The sequence below is a fragment of the Thomasclavelia sp. genome (assembly GCF_047249845.1).
Taxonomy (GTDB): domain Bacteria; phylum Bacillota_I; class Bacilli_A; order Erysipelotrichales; family Coprobacillaceae; genus Thomasclavelia.
This window is the reverse complement of sequence record NZ_JBKTWO010000011.1, coordinates 1-15,887: the sequence shown is the minus strand read 5'-3', so window position 1 is coordinate 15,887 and position 15,887 is coordinate 1. Positions and strand designations below refer to the sequence as shown.

The following is a 15,887-nucleotide window of genomic DNA, read 5'->3' as shown; positions in this document are numbered from 1 at the left end:
TATAAATATTTCTTAATTTTAAGTTTTATAATGTCTTAATATTGTATAATAAAAACGAAAGTTGGTGAATATATGGTAAATAACAAAATTTTAATTGCTGATGATAATCCTGAAATACGAGAAGTATTGAACGTTCTTCTATCAAGTGAAGGTTATGATGTTATTGAAGCAAAGGATGGTCAAGAGGCAATTGAACTAATAAGTAGTGAAATTGATTTATATATTCTTGATATTATGATGCCTGTAATCAACGGCTATCAAGCATGTATGGAAATTCGTAAAAAATCTAATGCCCCTATTTTATTTTTAACAGCTAAAAGTCAAGAAAGTGACAAAACATTAGGTTTTTCTAGTGGTGGTGATGATTATCTTTCCAAACCTTTTTCATATAATGAATTAACAACAAGAGTTAAAGCATTATTAAGACGATATTATATTTATCAAGGAAAAATAAATAATGATGAGTCTAATGAAAATAAAATTACATATAATAATATAGTAATCGATCCAAATAATGAGATAGTATTTTTAGATGGTGAACAAATTGAGTTAACATATATTGAATATCAAATCCTATATTTACTTCTAAGTAATCGCAAACACATTTATTCAACTCAGGCTTTATATGAAAATATATGGAATGAGCCATATTATTATAGTGCTAATAATACTATCATGGTTCATATTCGAAATTTGCGAAAAAAAATCGAAACAGATCCTCAAAACCCTAAAATAATTAAAACAATTTGGGGTAAGGGGTATCGTTGTGATTAAACATTTTTTTAGCAAATTAAGTATTCAAATAAGTGCGATTATTATTTTATTTAGTGCTCTTGGAATGACTGTATTTTGCTTATTATATTCATGTCGAGAAGATTTTTTTAAGTTTACTCAAAAACTAGGAATTATTTCAGAGAATACTGAAGCATATGCAATTAATATTGAAAATCAGTTAATTGATAATAATATTTCAATTAATGATATTGACTCTATAGACAATATTTTAGGTGTTAGTGAAATATATAGTGTCAACTTATATAACAAGGCTGATAATCTTGCAATAACTGGTTCTTATGCAACAATGTTAGATAATCTTTTAGTTGGATATACAGTTTATGATACTGATGCAATTTATAATGGTGATGAATATCATACTGATATTCAATTAAAAGATGGTACAGTCGAAATGTATGTATATTCATACGCTATTGCTAAAATGGTTGTTCCGTATCTAGTTTTTTCTATTATCATTGCTTTACTTATTTTTTTAATTCCAACATTTTTATTTATAAAAAGAAAAGTTCATCATATTGAAAACCTTAAAAATGATGTTACCTATATGTCTCAAGGCGATCTTAATCATCCTATCTCAATAAATAGTAACGATGAAATAGGTGAGTTATCACATCAAATCAATAATTTACGTTTAATCTTAAAAGATAATTTTGCTACTGAAGAAGCAAATAGAAAAGCTAATTATGATCTAGTAACTGCTCTTTCTCATGATTTAAGAACTCCTCTGACTTCATTAATGGGATATTTAGATATTATTAGATTAAAAAAATATAAAAATGACGACCAATATAATCTATATTTGAATAATTCAATTGATAAAGTTAATCAAATTAATGAACTAGCAAACAAGATGTTTGAATATTTTCTTGTCTTTAGTAAAGAGCAAGATACTGAATTAACTAAGATGTCTCTGGGTGTTATATATGAATATATTGTAGAAAATATTGGTGTACTTGAAGAAAATAATTTTGTTGTAAATAAAGATCTTGAACCTACAAATTCTTTTATTCGCGGAAATATAAACTTAATTAAAAGGATAGTTAATAATATATTCTCAAACCTTCTAAAATATGCTGAAAGTAATGAGCCTGTCTATGTATCTATGATATCTGATGAAAATAATTTAAAATTAATATTTAAAAATAAAAAAAAGTACTCAACTAATTATATTGAAAGTAATCAAATAGGGTTAAAAAGTGTTCAACAAATGTTAAAAATTCATGATGGAACTTTTATGATCACTGATAACGAGAATAATTTTACAGTTACTATAACAATTCCTTTAATTAAATAATTAGTGTATAATGTTCCTATGTTTTAATGAAAGGAGTACATATGCAAACAATAGCTAAATTTGATAAAGTATCAAAAAAACAATTTATAAAAGATTTTAAAGATTGTTTTGATAAATATGATGAAGGAACTATCAATGATATCTACAATTCTATAATAATTCCTAAAAGAGCAACTATTGGATCTGCAGGATATGATTTTTTTACCCCAATTAGTTTTATTTTAGAACCTAATAAAACAATAAAAATTCCTACTGGAATAAGAGTCTCTATTAATGAAGGATGGTTCTTAGCAATCTTTCCAAGAAGTGGATTAGGTTTTAAATATCGTTTACAATTAAATAATACTGTTGGAATTATTGACAGTGATTATTATTATAGCGATAATGAGGGTCATATTTTTATTAAAATAACTAATGATAGTAATGAAAATAAAGTTGTTGAGTTAAAAAAGGATCAAGGTTTTGCTCAAGGAATATTCATGCCTTTTGGGATTGTAGAAAATGATTTTACAGATCAACAACGTAATGGCGGATTTGGTTCTACAACTAAATAATCAAGTAGGAATAAATAATCAATACAATCACCCCGCCCCCTTACACCACTGGGCAAGCTCTTTAGCACACGTCCACCTATACTAAAATATGACTTAACTCATATTGGTCTACTAATGATGGTAGACCTTTTTTATGGCTTTATCTCTCAAAATAAAGTCATATCCCTTTACAACCATCCGCCGTATTTTCATTTAATAGTTTTATTCTACAATCTCTTGTTGTCAGACCCCTTTCACTCCCTAAATATTATGCTATTGGCATAGCTAAAAAAACTTGTTATAGATTCTAAAACCTATAACAAGTTCTTTTTTATCTAAAATTCCCACTTTAAACTTATAATAAGATCATTTTCCCTAACTAAAGCAGATATTTTTCCACCTAATAACTCAGTAAATTCCTTTACTATTGCTAGACCTAATCCTGTATTTTGTTTAGTTCGAGATATATCTGATGTATAAAATTCATCAAAAATACGTTCAACCTGAATCGGCTCACTAAGTGTATTTACAAACTCATAGCATATTCCATTGCTGGTATCAATCGCTACATAAACATCCCCCTCACTATGCTTTAGTGCATTAATGATCAAATTATCAAAGATTCGACGTAATAACCGTTCATTGCTAAGCATTTCTACTTTTTTATTACCATTAATATGTATTGATCGATTTTGTGAACTAAAATCTTGATAATAACATACTAATGCCTCTTCAAAAACTCTATTTACATCAATCATACTCATTTCAATATTTTCTTCATTAGAAATTATTTTTGTAAAAGCAAAAAAATCTTCAATCAATTGTGATAAACGTTTTAGTTTATCAATAATAATTGTTTCATATTTTTTTTGTTCATCTTTAGATAAATCATATTTTTGAAGTATTTCAACATATCCTAATGCTGAAGTTAAAGGTGTTTTTAAATCATGAGAAATATTGATAATTGTTTTTTGTAGATTACTATTCTTTTTTTCAATTTCAATCTCTAATTTTCTAAAAGTAATCATCATTTGATTAACTTCATGCAATAATTCACATAGCGCCTGATTACTATTAGTAGTTGTAATTAAAGAATTTGTATCCATTGATTTTATTTTTTTAATATTATTAGTAGCCTTTTTTATACTTCTTTTTAAATGAATTATATAAAAAATAGCAATATATAATAGTATAAATAAAATTATTATTAATACTAACATATTGCTACCTCCTAATTATTTAATATCACATCGATTAAAATAATATATCCCAATTATACTTGATCCTGCAGTTAATCCCAGACCCATTAATACTCCTATTAACAATGTCTTAAGTTCTATGCTTCCAACAACAGCTAAACTACGTATAATTGTTTCAAACTCGAATTGCATGATCATATTACTATCAATGTTAAATATAGTTATAATTAACATTATTAACATCTGTGATAACATTATCAACATAATCGCTATTGCATTATATCGTGATGTTTTTTTTGTAATAGTTGCAATCATCACTAATATACTCATTATACCACAAAAAATTGGTAACTGCCGTAACATTATTATAGTAATATCGAGAATATTAGAAACATTACTAGGATTATTAAATATGATATTTCCAAAATAACCAAAATAAGTACTAAGAATTATTAAAAAAATACCTAATCCCCAAGTCAATAACAATTTAGAAAAGTAATATGTCTTCCTAGATACATCAGTAGATATAACATTCTTTACTGTATGACTAGATAAATCAACACAAACTACTGCAAATACTATAAAAATTAGCGGATAATATAAATTCCCATTAGCTTTCATCATTCCCTCATCTAATGTCATTTCATTTTCTCCAGCTATTTTTCTAACATCCTCAGGACTTTCAATATCTTGATACTCTTCTAAAGCCGAATTTGATGTAGATCCACTGTTTAATCCAATATGACCTGGAGATCTTAGATAAATCGAAATACTGCAAAGAAGTATTACTGATAACATGCTGATATAAATACCTTTTCCTTTAAAAATTCGAAACAAATCTGCTTTAATAATATTCAACATATTAGTTTTCCTCCTTAATGATGCTTTTAAAATAATCCTCTAATGATACCCCTATCTCACTTATTCCATATAAATCAATTTCATTTTTTATAATAACTTTACTAACAACGTGTTGCGCATCTAAATAATCATATAATCTAATTTCCTGCTCATTTAAAACTTTATAATTAGTAGTATTTAACTCTTCTTCTAGTAATACGCACGTTTTTTTAATATCATTTACTTTAATACTCAAACAGCGACTGCATTCATTATCCAATTGCTCTTTTGATAATTCTTTAACTATTTTTCCACCCTCTAAAATTCCAAATTTATTTGCTACTAAATAAAGTTCAGACAAAATATGACTCGAAATAAGAATTGTTATATTCTCTTGCTGCAACTGCAATAAGGTTTCCCTAATTTCACTAATCCCTAATGGATCTAAACCATTAATAGGTTCATCTAAAATAATAAAATCAGGATTATTTAAAATTGCAAGTGCAATTCCTAAACGTTGCTTCATACCTAAAGAAAACTGTTTAAATTTCTTTTTGCCAGTATTATCTAGTTTAACCTTTCTTAATACCTCATTAATTTTTTTATGATCAATAATTCCTTTTAAAATACAATAGTATTTTAAATTATCATATGCTGATAAATTTGAATAAAAAGCAGGATTTTCAATCATACACCCCATCCTATTCTTACTATCTCTATTTTGAGCAATTTCTTTACCAAACAAATAAACTTTGCCACTATCTTTCATTGTTAATGAAGATATTACATTCATTAGTGTAGATTTACCAGCACCATTCCTACCTACTAACCCATAGATATCGCCTTTATTAATTGTAATATTTACCTTATCCAAAACTATATTATCCTGATATTTTTTAATAAGATCTTTAGTTCTTAATATCTCTTGTTTCATCATCTATTCCTCCTACACTTCCAACTATATAAAAAAAGAGTTAAATAACTCTTAATCAATCCTTAAATAAGTCTTAAATCAATTTATTCTTTAATTTTATAACCAATTCCCCAAACTGTTTCTATATATTCCTGTTTAGGATTAGCTTTTTTTAATTTACTACGAATTTTACTTATATGAACATTTAAAGTATTATCATCTGCTGAATCTTCATGATTCCATACCATTTCAAATAAAATATCTTTAGTAAAAACATGGGTGGGATTTTCTAATAATATTCTTAATAACTTAAATTCTATTTTTGACAGTCCTAATTTAACATTATTGCAAGTTACCTCAAATTTATTTTCATCAAGTACAATATCTTTATAAGTTATTAAAGATGAAATAAATGATACTTTCTTATGTTTTAATTGAATTTTTATTCGTGCCAATAACTCATTATTATCAAATGGTTTGATTAAATAATCATCTGCTCCTAAAGCAAATAAATCTAATTTAGTATCCATCTTACTTACTGCTGTTAATATAATAACAGGTAAATCTTTTTTCCCCTTTATTTCCCTAATAACTTCTTGTCCACTAAGACCAGGCAACATTAAATCTAAAAGTACTAAATCAATATTATCATCTAACAATAATAAAGCTTCTGTTCCCGAATAAGCACTAATACTTTCAATCTGATTTAATCTTAATAAATCACCAATCATATTATTAATATCATTATCATCTTCTACGATCAATATCTTAACCATTATTAACACCTCATTATCTATACTAGTATAACACATATTTCTATATAAAAAAAAGAAGTACCTAAATACTTCTTTTACATCAATTATGCATTACGAGCAAATTGAGAGTTATATAATTTTTCATATTCCCCTTGTTTTGCAAGTAATTCTTCATGAGTTCCTTGTTCTACAATATCACCATTATTTATAACTAAAATTAAATCTGCACTTTTAATTGTAGACAATCTATGAGCAATTACAAAACTAGTACGCCCTTTCATAACCCGTTGCATAGCTTCTTGAAGCATTTTTTCCAAGCGTGTATCAACAGATGAAGTTGCTTCATCAAGAATTAAAATTTGAGGGTCCTTTAAAATTGCCCGGGCAATCGTCAATAACTGCTTTTCACCTTGGGAAATATTATTTGCCTCTTCATTAATATGTGAATTATAACCATCAGGTAAAGTTCTAATAAAATGATGGACATTAGCCATTTTAGCAGCAGTAATAATTTCATCTTTGCGTGCATCTAAACGTCCATAACGAATGTTATCATAAATAGTACCTGAATATAGCCAAGTATCTTGTAATACCATTCCAAACATCGAGCGTAATTCTTCTCGAGGAAGATCCCGGATATCAACACCATCTATTTTAATACTTCCACCTTTTACATCATAAAACCTTAATAATAAATTAATAATCGTAGTTTTACCTGCCCCGGTTGGTCCAACAATAGCCACCATCTGACCACTTTTAACATTAACATTTAAATCTTTCATTAAATTTTCTTCGTAATAACCAAACTTGACATGTTCAAAATCTACATTCCCATGTATTTCATCTACGTGTTTTGCAGGATTAGCTTCTGGAATTTCTTCTGTTTCTTCTAATAACTCAATAACTCTACCTAATGCAGCAAAAGCTGACTGAATTTGTGATGATAAGTTAGAAATTTGAGATAATGGATCATTGATTTGCCAAATATATCTAATAAAAGCCTGTAACTGACCAACTAAAAATGTCCCTGCAATTACATCAGCAGTTCCCACTACTGCAACAGCACCAATTGCTAAATATGTCACCAAAGCATTTAATGGTGCAATAGTTGATGAGACAAATTGAGCTTTAAAAGCATTTTCTTTTAAATTTTCATTAATCTTTTTAAATTTTTTAACCGATTCTACTTGCTGATTATATAATAAAATTTCATTATATCCTGTATACATTTCAGTTACAGTACTATTTAGCTCTCCAAGAGCATCTTGTTGATTTTTAAATAATTTTTGACTTTTGCCAACTACTAACTTAGTAACTAAAAGTGATAACGGGATAATCATTGTTCCAATTAAAGCAATTTTAGGATTAATCAAATACATCATACTTAATGCTAATGTAACAGTTAATACACCACTAACTATTTGCGTAAAACTTTGTTGCAAAGCATTAGAAATAGCATCAACATCATTAGTAATGCGACTAAGAACATCACCAAAATGATGATTATCAAAATACCTCACTGGTAATTTACGAATCTTATTTTGCAAGGCATTGCGTAAATCTTCCATCGCATGTTGAATTGCATTAGTTAAATAAACAATTGAAATCATTTGTGCAACAGTTTTAATAATATAAATTATTACCAAACTAATACCAATTTTAATGATTGCACCAAAATTAATATTAACATTTGATAGATTAGTACTTTTAGCAACATCACTAGCTAATTGGGTAGTAACCATCCCTTCAAAAGTTGGTGCTAAAACAATAGAAATATTAAAAGCAAAAATCATTGCAATCGCAATAATAAATTGCCATTTATATGGCTTAATAAATGGTATTAGCCCTTTTAAACTCTTTTTAAAACTATATTTTTTATTCATAAGCTAACTCCTCCTCGCTTAACTGAGAAGTTGCTATCTCATGATAAATTTGACATTCCTTTAATAATTCACGATGTGTCCCATGACCAACTACCTTGCCTTCATTTAAGACAATAATTTGATCAGCTTCCATAATACTTGAAATTCGTTGAGCTACAACCATCATGATTGAATCCTTCATCTCTTTTTTTAACTCTTTTCTTAAAATTGAATCTGTTTTAAAATCTAATGCAGAAAAAGAATCATCAAAAATATAAATTTGAGCTTTACGTACTAATGCCCTTGCTATACTTAAACGCTGTTTTTGACCTCCAGAAACATTGGTAGCTCCTTCACTTATTTCCTCATCAAAACCATGCTCTTTTTTCATAATAAAAGGATATGCTTGAGCAACTTTAGCCGCATATTCTACTTCTTCATCACTGGCATCTTTTTTACCAAAACGAATGTTATCAGCAATACTACCACTAAACAGTACTGCTTTTTGTGGTATTACCCCTAATTTATCACGTAACTCCAAAACATCATAATCACGGATATCTTTACCATTGATTTTAATACTGCCGCTACTTACATCATAAAATCTTGGAATTAAGTTAACTAATGTACTTTTACCTGAACCGGTACTCCCTATAAAGGCAATCATTTGACCTTTTGAAACCTTAAATGATACATCTTGTAAAACCGGCTCCTCACCATCTGGATAAACAAATGTAACATGATCAAATTCAATACTTACCTGTTCATTTGAATCACTTTCTATTGGTTTATTCTTAATTAAAGGCTCTAACTTAAATACTTCTTCAATCCGCTTTGCTGATACTTCAGCTCGTGGATACATCATAAATACAGTACAAAAAAGCATAATAGAAAACATTGCATGAAATAAATAATCCATAAAAGCAACTAGTTGTCCAATCTCTAAAGAACCACTAGAGATAAGATGTGCTGCTACCCAATATATTGACAGACCAGCAATATTCATCAGCATAAAGAAAATTGGCTGAGTCATAGTCATAATTTTAAATAATTTTTTAGAATATTTTGTAAAATGATGATTGGTTTCATTAAATCGTGCTTGCTCATAACTATCATTATTAAATGCTCTAATCACACGAATTCCACTAAGGTTTTCTCTTGAAATACGATTTAAATCATCTAATGAACTTTGTTGATTTTCTGAAATTGGTTTAGTAACCTTAGCAACTATAACTACTCCTAAAATAATTAATGGAATTGTTGCTGCAATAATATATGATAACGGCAATGAAGCTCGTGCTGTCATAATAAAACTAAAGATAAACATAATTGGTGTCATCAATGCAGTTCGAAGTAAGACATTGACAAATTGCTGGATTTGAAAAGCATCATTATTCGTTCTTGTAATCATTGAAGATGTTCCAATTTGATTAAATTCATTAGCTGTAAATTGTTGTACCTTTTCAAAGATGTCATTTCTAATATCGCGTGTGATCGCAGTCGATATTTTTGAACAACAATATCCTAGAGCAATTGTTCCACCCACACCGATAAGTGAAACTAAAGCTATACAGCCACCCATCATATAGATAAAGCTAACATCTTTATTAGTAACTCCAACATCTATCATTGTTGCTACAATGGTCGGAATTCCTAATTCAACTAAAATAAATCCAAAAACTGAAATTACATTAAAAAAGAATAGTAATTTATAGTTTTTTAAATACTTTAAGATTAAGTTCATATCTTTCTCCTTTCATTGTATTGTGAAGCAACTGTATCTATGATAGACTATAAGGTAACCTTATAGTCAAGGAGGAATAATAAATGAAAGAAAAATTATTATCTTGTGGTACTTTTGCTAAAATTTGTGGTGTTGAAAAACACGTTTTATTTCATTATGATGAAATAAATTTGTTTAAACCAATTTATATAAATGATAAAGGATATCGTTTCTATTCATATCGTCAATATGACACCTTTAAAGTGATACTAGCTTTAAAAAAACTCGGAATGTCTTTAAAAGATATTCAAGTATATCTTGATAAACGTACTCCTGAGTTATTCCTTGATCTTCTTAAACAACAAGAAAATAAACTGATTGAATATATTAATGAAATGCAGCATATTCATGAGCTAATAAAAAGTTATCAAACTTTTACTACTGATGCTCTAAATGCAAATTATGATGAAATAAAAGTTGAATATCTTGAAGAAACTAGATTACTTTTATCTGCAAACCTAGAAAATACCACATCAAAAGATTTTGCTTCTTTTATGAATGATTATACTACTTTTATTGAAGGTAATCAGATAATTACAGGTGAATTTGTAGGTGTAATGATGAAGATAGAAAATATTATTAATAATAACGTAACTAACTACTCCTATCTATTTACTACCACTAATAATTCTACACAACAAACATTTGTCAAAAAAGCTGGAAATTATTTATGTGGATATCATCATGGTAGTGAAAATAAACTCTATGACTCATATTTAAGAATGTTAAATTATGCAAGTGAACATAAGATTATCTTAGGTCAATATGCATTTGAAGAATATATTATTTCTGATATTTGTGAAAGATCTAAAAATCATTATCTAACTCGAATAACAATAGAAATAGCGAGTTAAATAACTCGCTATTAATTCTTTTCATATTCAATCATATATTTCTTGACTTCATCTGCTGCAAGTTTTCGAACTTGGGTATTTGGATACTCTTTATACTCACCCAATGAAAAAACAGGTTCACTAATTTTATCCTGGTTTATTTTTAAATATTTTTCAACATCCGTGCTATTAGCAAAAATCTTATATGAGATACGTCCTTTATTATTTGTAATCTTATAAATAGTACATGCTTTTTTCATAGTATAATCAGCAGTTCTTAAATATAATTTTGCTATTTCTAACGTTTTAAATGGAAAATTCCAACGTTGTACTTTTCTTTTTTTATCACTTTCAATACAAATACAGCGCCCACAAGTACCACATATATATTGTCTATGATGCTCCAGACATTCTCTTGGTCGGATTTTAGGGGTAGCTCTACTGTCATTACTATAACATTCCTGACACATATTAAACCTCACTATTCTTTCTCCTTTGACTACGTGGTATAAAAATTCTAATTTCTTCTACATTATACCCGACTAAAAAATGATGTTCATCCATAATAATTGGCCTTTTCAATATTGAAGGGTTATTTTTTATAAAATTAATTAAATCTTCCATTTTCATATTATTAAAATCTATTTTAGATGCTTTAATGATCTTACTATTTTTTGAAATAATATCATCTGTTCCATTTTCACATCTCTCTAATATTTCTCTTATTTCATTAATATGCAAATCAGATGAAAAAATATTTTTTTCAATAAAACTCAAATTATTTTCCTTTAACCACCTGACAACCAATCTTCCTGAACGACTGCCTGGTGCAGTATAAACTCTTATCATTAATATCCCTCCATCTAAAATAAGGACTAAAATTAGTCCTTAGAAAACATTTACCCAATCCTATTTACTTTCCAAAATTATTCTATTTAGATACATAACATAAGATCTAATTATTAATATACTTATAAATTATTTTATCTCTTATAATTATTTTTTCACTCTTAATGTAATAATATATTCATCATCAGCTTCTTCTGTTTCACTAATTACTGGAATCCCAGATTTTTGAATCAGTTCAGTTGCTTGATTAATAGTATTAATTGCAATCTTAAAATTTTGTGAGACAGCTTTTCGTGGTCCTTTTTTTGGCTTAGCTTTTTCTTTTAATGGCTTACTTACCAATAATTCTGTTTGCTTAACATTTAATGATTTTTTTAATATTTCTTGTAATACTGATTGCTGTCTTTCCTTATCTAGAGATAACATTGCTCTTGCATGACGCTCAGTAATTTGCTTTGCTTTTAATGCATATTTAACATCATCTGATAACTTTAATAACCTTAATTTATTAGCTATAGTAGATTGTTTTTTTCCAACTTTATTAGCTAACTCAGTTTGATTCATAGCATAGGTATCTATTAATGTTTTATAAGCTTTAGCTTCTTCAATTGGTGATAAATTCTCTCGCTGGATATTTTCAATAATTGCATATGTATCTACCTGTTTGTCATCAATATCTTTGATAATACATGGTACTGTTTTTAACCCTGCTAATTTGCAAGCACGAAAACGTCTTTCTCCTGCTATTATTTGATAATTACGATTTAATTTACGAACAATTATTGGCTGAATCAAACCATTTTCTTTAATTGAAATAGCTAATTCTTCAATTTTTTCATCATCAAATACTTTACGAGGCTGGTTTTCATTAGCTTCAATTTTATTAATATCTATTTGCTTATATACCTTCTCTAACATATTTCCTCCTACAATGGTTGTTTTTTTATTTTAGCGAACATCCGAGGAAATTTATTTGGTGTTGCTTTTATTTTCTTAATAACTATATTACTTCGATGATTCTCATTAGTTAATGTAAAATCAACAACCTTTTCTACTTTCCCACCTAAGATACTAATGCCCTTTTTAGCTTCATTTAATTCTTCATCTGCTTTGAGTCCTTTTAAGGCTAAAAAATATCCGCCCCTTTTAACTAAAGGTAAACAAAGTTCATCTAATATATTTAGTTTTGCAACTGCTCTTGCCATTACTATATCACATTTCTCACGATTATCTTTAGCATAATCCTCAGCTCGAGCACTAATCGCTTTACAATCATTCAATGCCAGTTCCTGAAATAAATGATTTAAAAAAGTAATTCTTTTTGTTAGTGAATCAACAATTGTTATTTTTAAATCTGGATATACAATTTTTAAAGGAATACTTGGAAATCCAGCTCCTGCGCCAACATCAACGATATTTTGGTTATTAAACTCAAAATCAAATGCAATAGTTAGCGAATCATAAAAATGTTTTAGATATACTTCTTCTTCATCTGTTATTGCAGTTAAATTCATCTTTTCATTCCATTCAACTAAAGTTTTAAAATATTGTTGAAACTGTTTAATCTGAAAGTCTTTTAAAAGTATCCCCTTTTCTTCTAACTGTTTAATAAATTCTTCTTTTGACATGTATTCTTATTCCTCATTATATTTTTGTTTTAAATAGATTAATAACACTGAAATATCTGCTGGATTGATTCCTGAGATTCTTGAGGCTTGTCCTATAGTTAAAGGACGAATCATACTCAACTTTTGCTTTGCTTCTAATGCCAAATTATTAATATCTTCATAATTTATATCATTAGGAATCTTTTTTTCTTCCATTTTCTTTTGTTTAGCTGCTTGACGTAATGATTTGTCAATATACCCTTTATATTTAATTAAAATTGTAATTCTTTTTCTTTGTTCTTCACTTAGTTTAGGTGCCTCAATAAACGGTAAGATTTTTTCATAATCTAATTCAGGTCTTTTGATTAATTCTTTTGCACTAATTCCCTCATTTAGTCTAGTAGATCCTAACTGTTCTAAAATATCATTGATTGAATGCTTTGGCGTAAAGCGAATATTATCAAGCCTTTCAATCTCCTTAAAAATACCATCCATCTTATCTAGATATTTTTGATATATCTCATCACTAACAAGACCAACATCATGACCATATTTTATCAATCTTTCATCAGCATTATCATGACGTATCAATAAACGATATTCAGCTCGGCTTGTTAACATTCGATATGGTTCTTCAGTTCCTTTAGTAACTAAATCATCAATCATTACACCAATATAAGCTTCATCACGTTTTAAAATTAATGGATCTTTATTCTGAATTTTTAATGTTGCATTAATCCCTGCAATTAGTCCTTGACCAGCAGCCTCTTCATAACCACTAGTCCCATTAATTTGACCTGCAGTAAATAAATTATTAACAACCTTTGTTTCTAATGTAGGCCATAATTGTAAAGGATCAATTGCATCATACTCTATAGCATATGCATATTTCAAGATTTTACAGTTTTCAAGTCCTGGAATAGTTCTTATCATCTCTTCTTGAACATCATGAGGAAGTGAAGTAGAAAAACCCTGTACATAAATTGTATTCATTTCTCGTGATTCTGGTTCTAAAAAGATTTGATGTTGTGATTTATCTGAAAATTTAACTACTTTATCCTCAATAGAAGGGCAATAACGTGGTCCAATACCACTAACATATCCTCCATACATACTTGAACGTTCTAAATTATTACAAATTATTTGATGAGTTTTTTCATTTGTATAAGTCAGATAACATGGCAACTGTTTCTCTAATGGTATAAATTCATCTGTTTGATAACTAAAAGCAAGCTTGGCATCTGTTCCTGGCTGTAAGCTTGTCTTTGAATAATCAATACTATCAATTTCTACTCGAGGAGGAGTTCCTGTTTTTAAACGCTGTATTCTTAAGCCTAAAGCTCTCAAACGTTCTGATAAAAATTTTGATTCTTTTTCTTCATCTGGTCCACTAGCATATTTCTGATCCCCACACAATATTTCAGACTTTAAATAAGTTCCAGTTGTTAAAATGACTATTGTCCCTTTTATTTCATGACCATCAGCTAGAATAACTCCTTTAGCACAATTATCTTCAATAATTAAATCTTCAACCATTCCTTCTATAATATCTAAATTTTCTTGCTGCTGTAATACTTCTCTCATATACCTTGGATAAGCTTGTTTATCCGCTTGAGCCCGTAATGACTGTACTCCTGGTCCCTTAGCAGTATTTAACATTTTCATTTGTAAATATGTTCTATCAGCAGTTTTTGACATTTGTCCACCTAAAGCATCTATTTCACGAACAATTATTCCTTTAGCGGGTCCTCCAATTGAAGTATTACAAGGAAGGCTTCCAACATTATTAAAATTAGATGTAATTAAAACAGTTTTTTGATTCATTCTAGCTGGCGCTAATGCTGCTTCAATTCCAGCATGACCACCACCTACCACAATAACATCATACATTTATTATATTCCCTCCTTAATCCTAATCTATTGTACTACAAATTCTCTACTTTTTAAACAATTATCCGTTTTCAATAAAACACTTTTATTACTATAATTATTATATCTTCATTATTTTTAATCTATTTTACAAAAATAAAAACCTCCACTTATAATATGGAGGAAGAGCACTATGCTTCTATTATATCTTCATTAGATTCTATTGTTTCTTTAACCGGCTCAATTTCTTCATTAATTTCAACTTCTTCATTAATTTCAATTTCTTCTTTGATCAGTTTTGGTTTTAAAATATTAATTACTTTTCCAAAGAACATAAAAGAAAAAGCATAAAATAAATAACTAACCGAATTACCTACAAAATATGAAAATATATCTTTTATATCAGTACTCCAAGAAACATTTCCTTGCAATACTAATGAAGCAATATAATCATATGAATTTTTTATTGTAAATAATGTGTATCCCAATAATAAAATTGCTAATACATAACAAACTAATGTAAATGCCGGTTTATTAAACCAAGTTTTAATTTTTTTCATTTAAACATTTCCTTTCTTTTATTAATATACTAAAGTTTAATTATGGGATAATCATGTGATATCCTCCTATTACTATGTTTAATTAACAATAAACACACTCATTCTTATGAAATATTATTTATTGCAACACCTATAAATGTAAAAAACGGTTATGAATATTCATAACCGTTTATCATTAACAATCTTCTTTTTTTC

16 protein-coding genes are annotated in these 15,887 nt (G+C 27.9%); 4 read left to right on the top strand and 12 right to left on the bottom strand.

Going from position 1 to position 15,887, the window contains the following annotated elements:
• Positions 1 to 72: 72 nt before the first annotated feature.
• The 3 genes from ACLR9T_RS04415 to ACLR9T_RS04405 are packed head-to-tail and all read left to right on the top strand — an operon-like array spanning position 73 to position 2,643.
• Positions 73 to 774, top strand: coding sequence for a response regulator transcription factor (locus ACLR9T_RS04415; RefSeq protein ID WP_413108322.1), 702 nt, complete (start codon positions 73 to 75; stop codon positions 772 to 774).
• A complete protein-coding gene (locus ACLR9T_RS04410) occupies positions 767 to 2,089 on the top strand; it encodes a histidine kinase dimerization/phospho-acceptor domain-containing protein (RefSeq protein WP_413108321.1) in 1,323 nt (440 codons plus the stop codon). The genes ACLR9T_RS04415 and ACLR9T_RS04410 overlap by 8 nt, the downstream gene beginning before the upstream one ends.
• A gap of 41 nt (positions 2,090 to 2,130) precedes the next feature.
• A complete protein-coding gene (locus ACLR9T_RS04405) occupies positions 2,131 to 2,643 on the top strand; it encodes a dUTP diphosphatase (protein WP_413108320.1) in 513 nt (170 codons plus the stop codon).
• A 314-nt stretch (positions 2,644 to 2,957) separates the two neighbouring features.
• Here ACLR9T_RS04405 and ACLR9T_RS04400 read toward each other — a convergent pair whose 3' ends face one another.
• The 6 genes from ACLR9T_RS04400 to ACLR9T_RS04375 form a co-directional block, all read right to left on the bottom strand.
• Entirely contained in the window at positions 2,958 to 3,842 is an 885-nt protein-coding gene (locus ACLR9T_RS04400; RefSeq protein ID WP_413108319.1) for a sensor histidine kinase, read from the bottom strand.
• 15 nt (positions 3,843 to 3,857) lie between these two features.
• Positions 3,858 to 4,682, bottom strand: a complete 825-nt coding sequence (locus ACLR9T_RS04395) for an ABC transporter permease subunit (RefSeq protein ID WP_413108318.1) — start codon at positions 4,680 to 4,682, stop codon at positions 3,858 to 3,860.
• A gap of 1 nt (position 4,683) precedes the next feature.
• Positions 4,684 to 5,595, bottom strand: coding sequence for an ATP-binding cassette domain-containing protein (locus ACLR9T_RS04390; RefSeq protein WP_413108317.1), 912 nt, complete (start codon positions 5,593 to 5,595; stop codon positions 4,684 to 4,686).
• A gap of 83 nt (positions 5,596 to 5,678) precedes the next feature.
• Complete coding sequence (locus ACLR9T_RS04385; RefSeq protein ID WP_413108316.1) at positions 5,679 to 6,350, bottom strand: response regulator transcription factor; 672 nt, start codon at positions 6,348 to 6,350, stop codon at positions 5,679 to 5,681.
• An 83-nt stretch (positions 6,351 to 6,433) separates the two neighbouring features.
• A complete protein-coding gene (locus tag ACLR9T_RS04380) occupies positions 6,434 to 8,212 on the bottom strand; it encodes an ABC transporter ATP-binding protein (RefSeq protein WP_413108315.1) in 1,779 nt (592 codons plus the stop codon).
• Positions 8,205 to 9,935, bottom strand: a complete 1,731-nt coding sequence (locus ACLR9T_RS04375) for an ABC transporter ATP-binding protein (RefSeq protein ID WP_413108314.1) — start codon at positions 9,933 to 9,935, stop codon at positions 8,205 to 8,207. The genes ACLR9T_RS04380 and ACLR9T_RS04375 overlap by 8 nt, the downstream gene beginning before the upstream one ends.
• Before the next feature lie 83 nt (positions 9,936 to 10,018).
• On the opposite strand from ACLR9T_RS04375, the gene ACLR9T_RS04370 reads away from it, so the two are divergent.
• On the top strand, positions 10,019 to 10,828 hold the full coding sequence (locus ACLR9T_RS04370) for a MerR family transcriptional regulator (RefSeq protein ID WP_413108313.1): 810 nt from the start codon (positions 10,019 to 10,021) through the stop codon (positions 10,826 to 10,828).
• 11 nt (positions 10,829 to 10,839) lie between these two features.
• Here ACLR9T_RS04370 and ACLR9T_RS04365 read toward each other — a convergent pair whose 3' ends face one another.
• The 6 genes from ACLR9T_RS04365 to ACLR9T_RS04340 form a co-directional block, all read right to left on the bottom strand.
• A complete protein-coding gene (locus ACLR9T_RS04365; protein ID WP_413108370.1) occupies positions 10,840 to 11,277 on the bottom strand; it encodes a hypothetical protein in 438 nt (145 codons plus the stop codon).
• Position 11,278: 1 nt separating this feature from the next.
• Complete coding sequence (locus tag ACLR9T_RS04360) at positions 11,279 to 11,656, bottom strand: Spx/MgsR family RNA polymerase-binding regulatory protein (protein WP_413108312.1); 378 nt, start codon at positions 11,654 to 11,656, stop codon at positions 11,279 to 11,281.
• A 147-nt stretch (positions 11,657 to 11,803) separates the two neighbouring features.
• Positions 11,804 to 12,574: a nucleoid occlusion protein gene (gene noc / locus ACLR9T_RS04355; protein WP_413108311.1), complete on the bottom strand. Its 771-nt coding sequence runs from the start codon at positions 12,572 to 12,574 to the stop codon at positions 11,804 to 11,806.
• Between the two features lie 8 nt (positions 12,575 to 12,582).
• Positions 12,583 to 13,284: a 16S rRNA (guanine(527)-N(7))-methyltransferase RsmG gene (rsmG, locus tag ACLR9T_RS04350; RefSeq protein WP_413108310.1), complete on the bottom strand. Its 702-nt coding sequence runs from the start codon at positions 13,282 to 13,284 to the stop codon at positions 12,583 to 12,585.
• Positions 13,285 to 13,290: 6 nt separating this feature from the next.
• Complete coding sequence (mnmG, locus tag ACLR9T_RS04345; protein WP_413108309.1) at positions 13,291 to 15,153, bottom strand: tRNA uridine-5-carboxymethylaminomethyl(34) synthesis enzyme MnmG; 1,863 nt, start codon at positions 15,151 to 15,153, stop codon at positions 13,291 to 13,293.
• A 170-nt stretch (positions 15,154 to 15,323) separates the two neighbouring features.
• The gene (locus ACLR9T_RS04340) at positions 15,324 to 15,692 is read right to left on the bottom strand and encodes a hypothetical protein (protein WP_413108308.1); all 369 of its coding nucleotides are present in this window, start codon (positions 15,690 to 15,692) and stop codon (positions 15,324 to 15,326) included.
• Positions 15,693 to 15,887 lie beyond the last annotated feature (195 nt).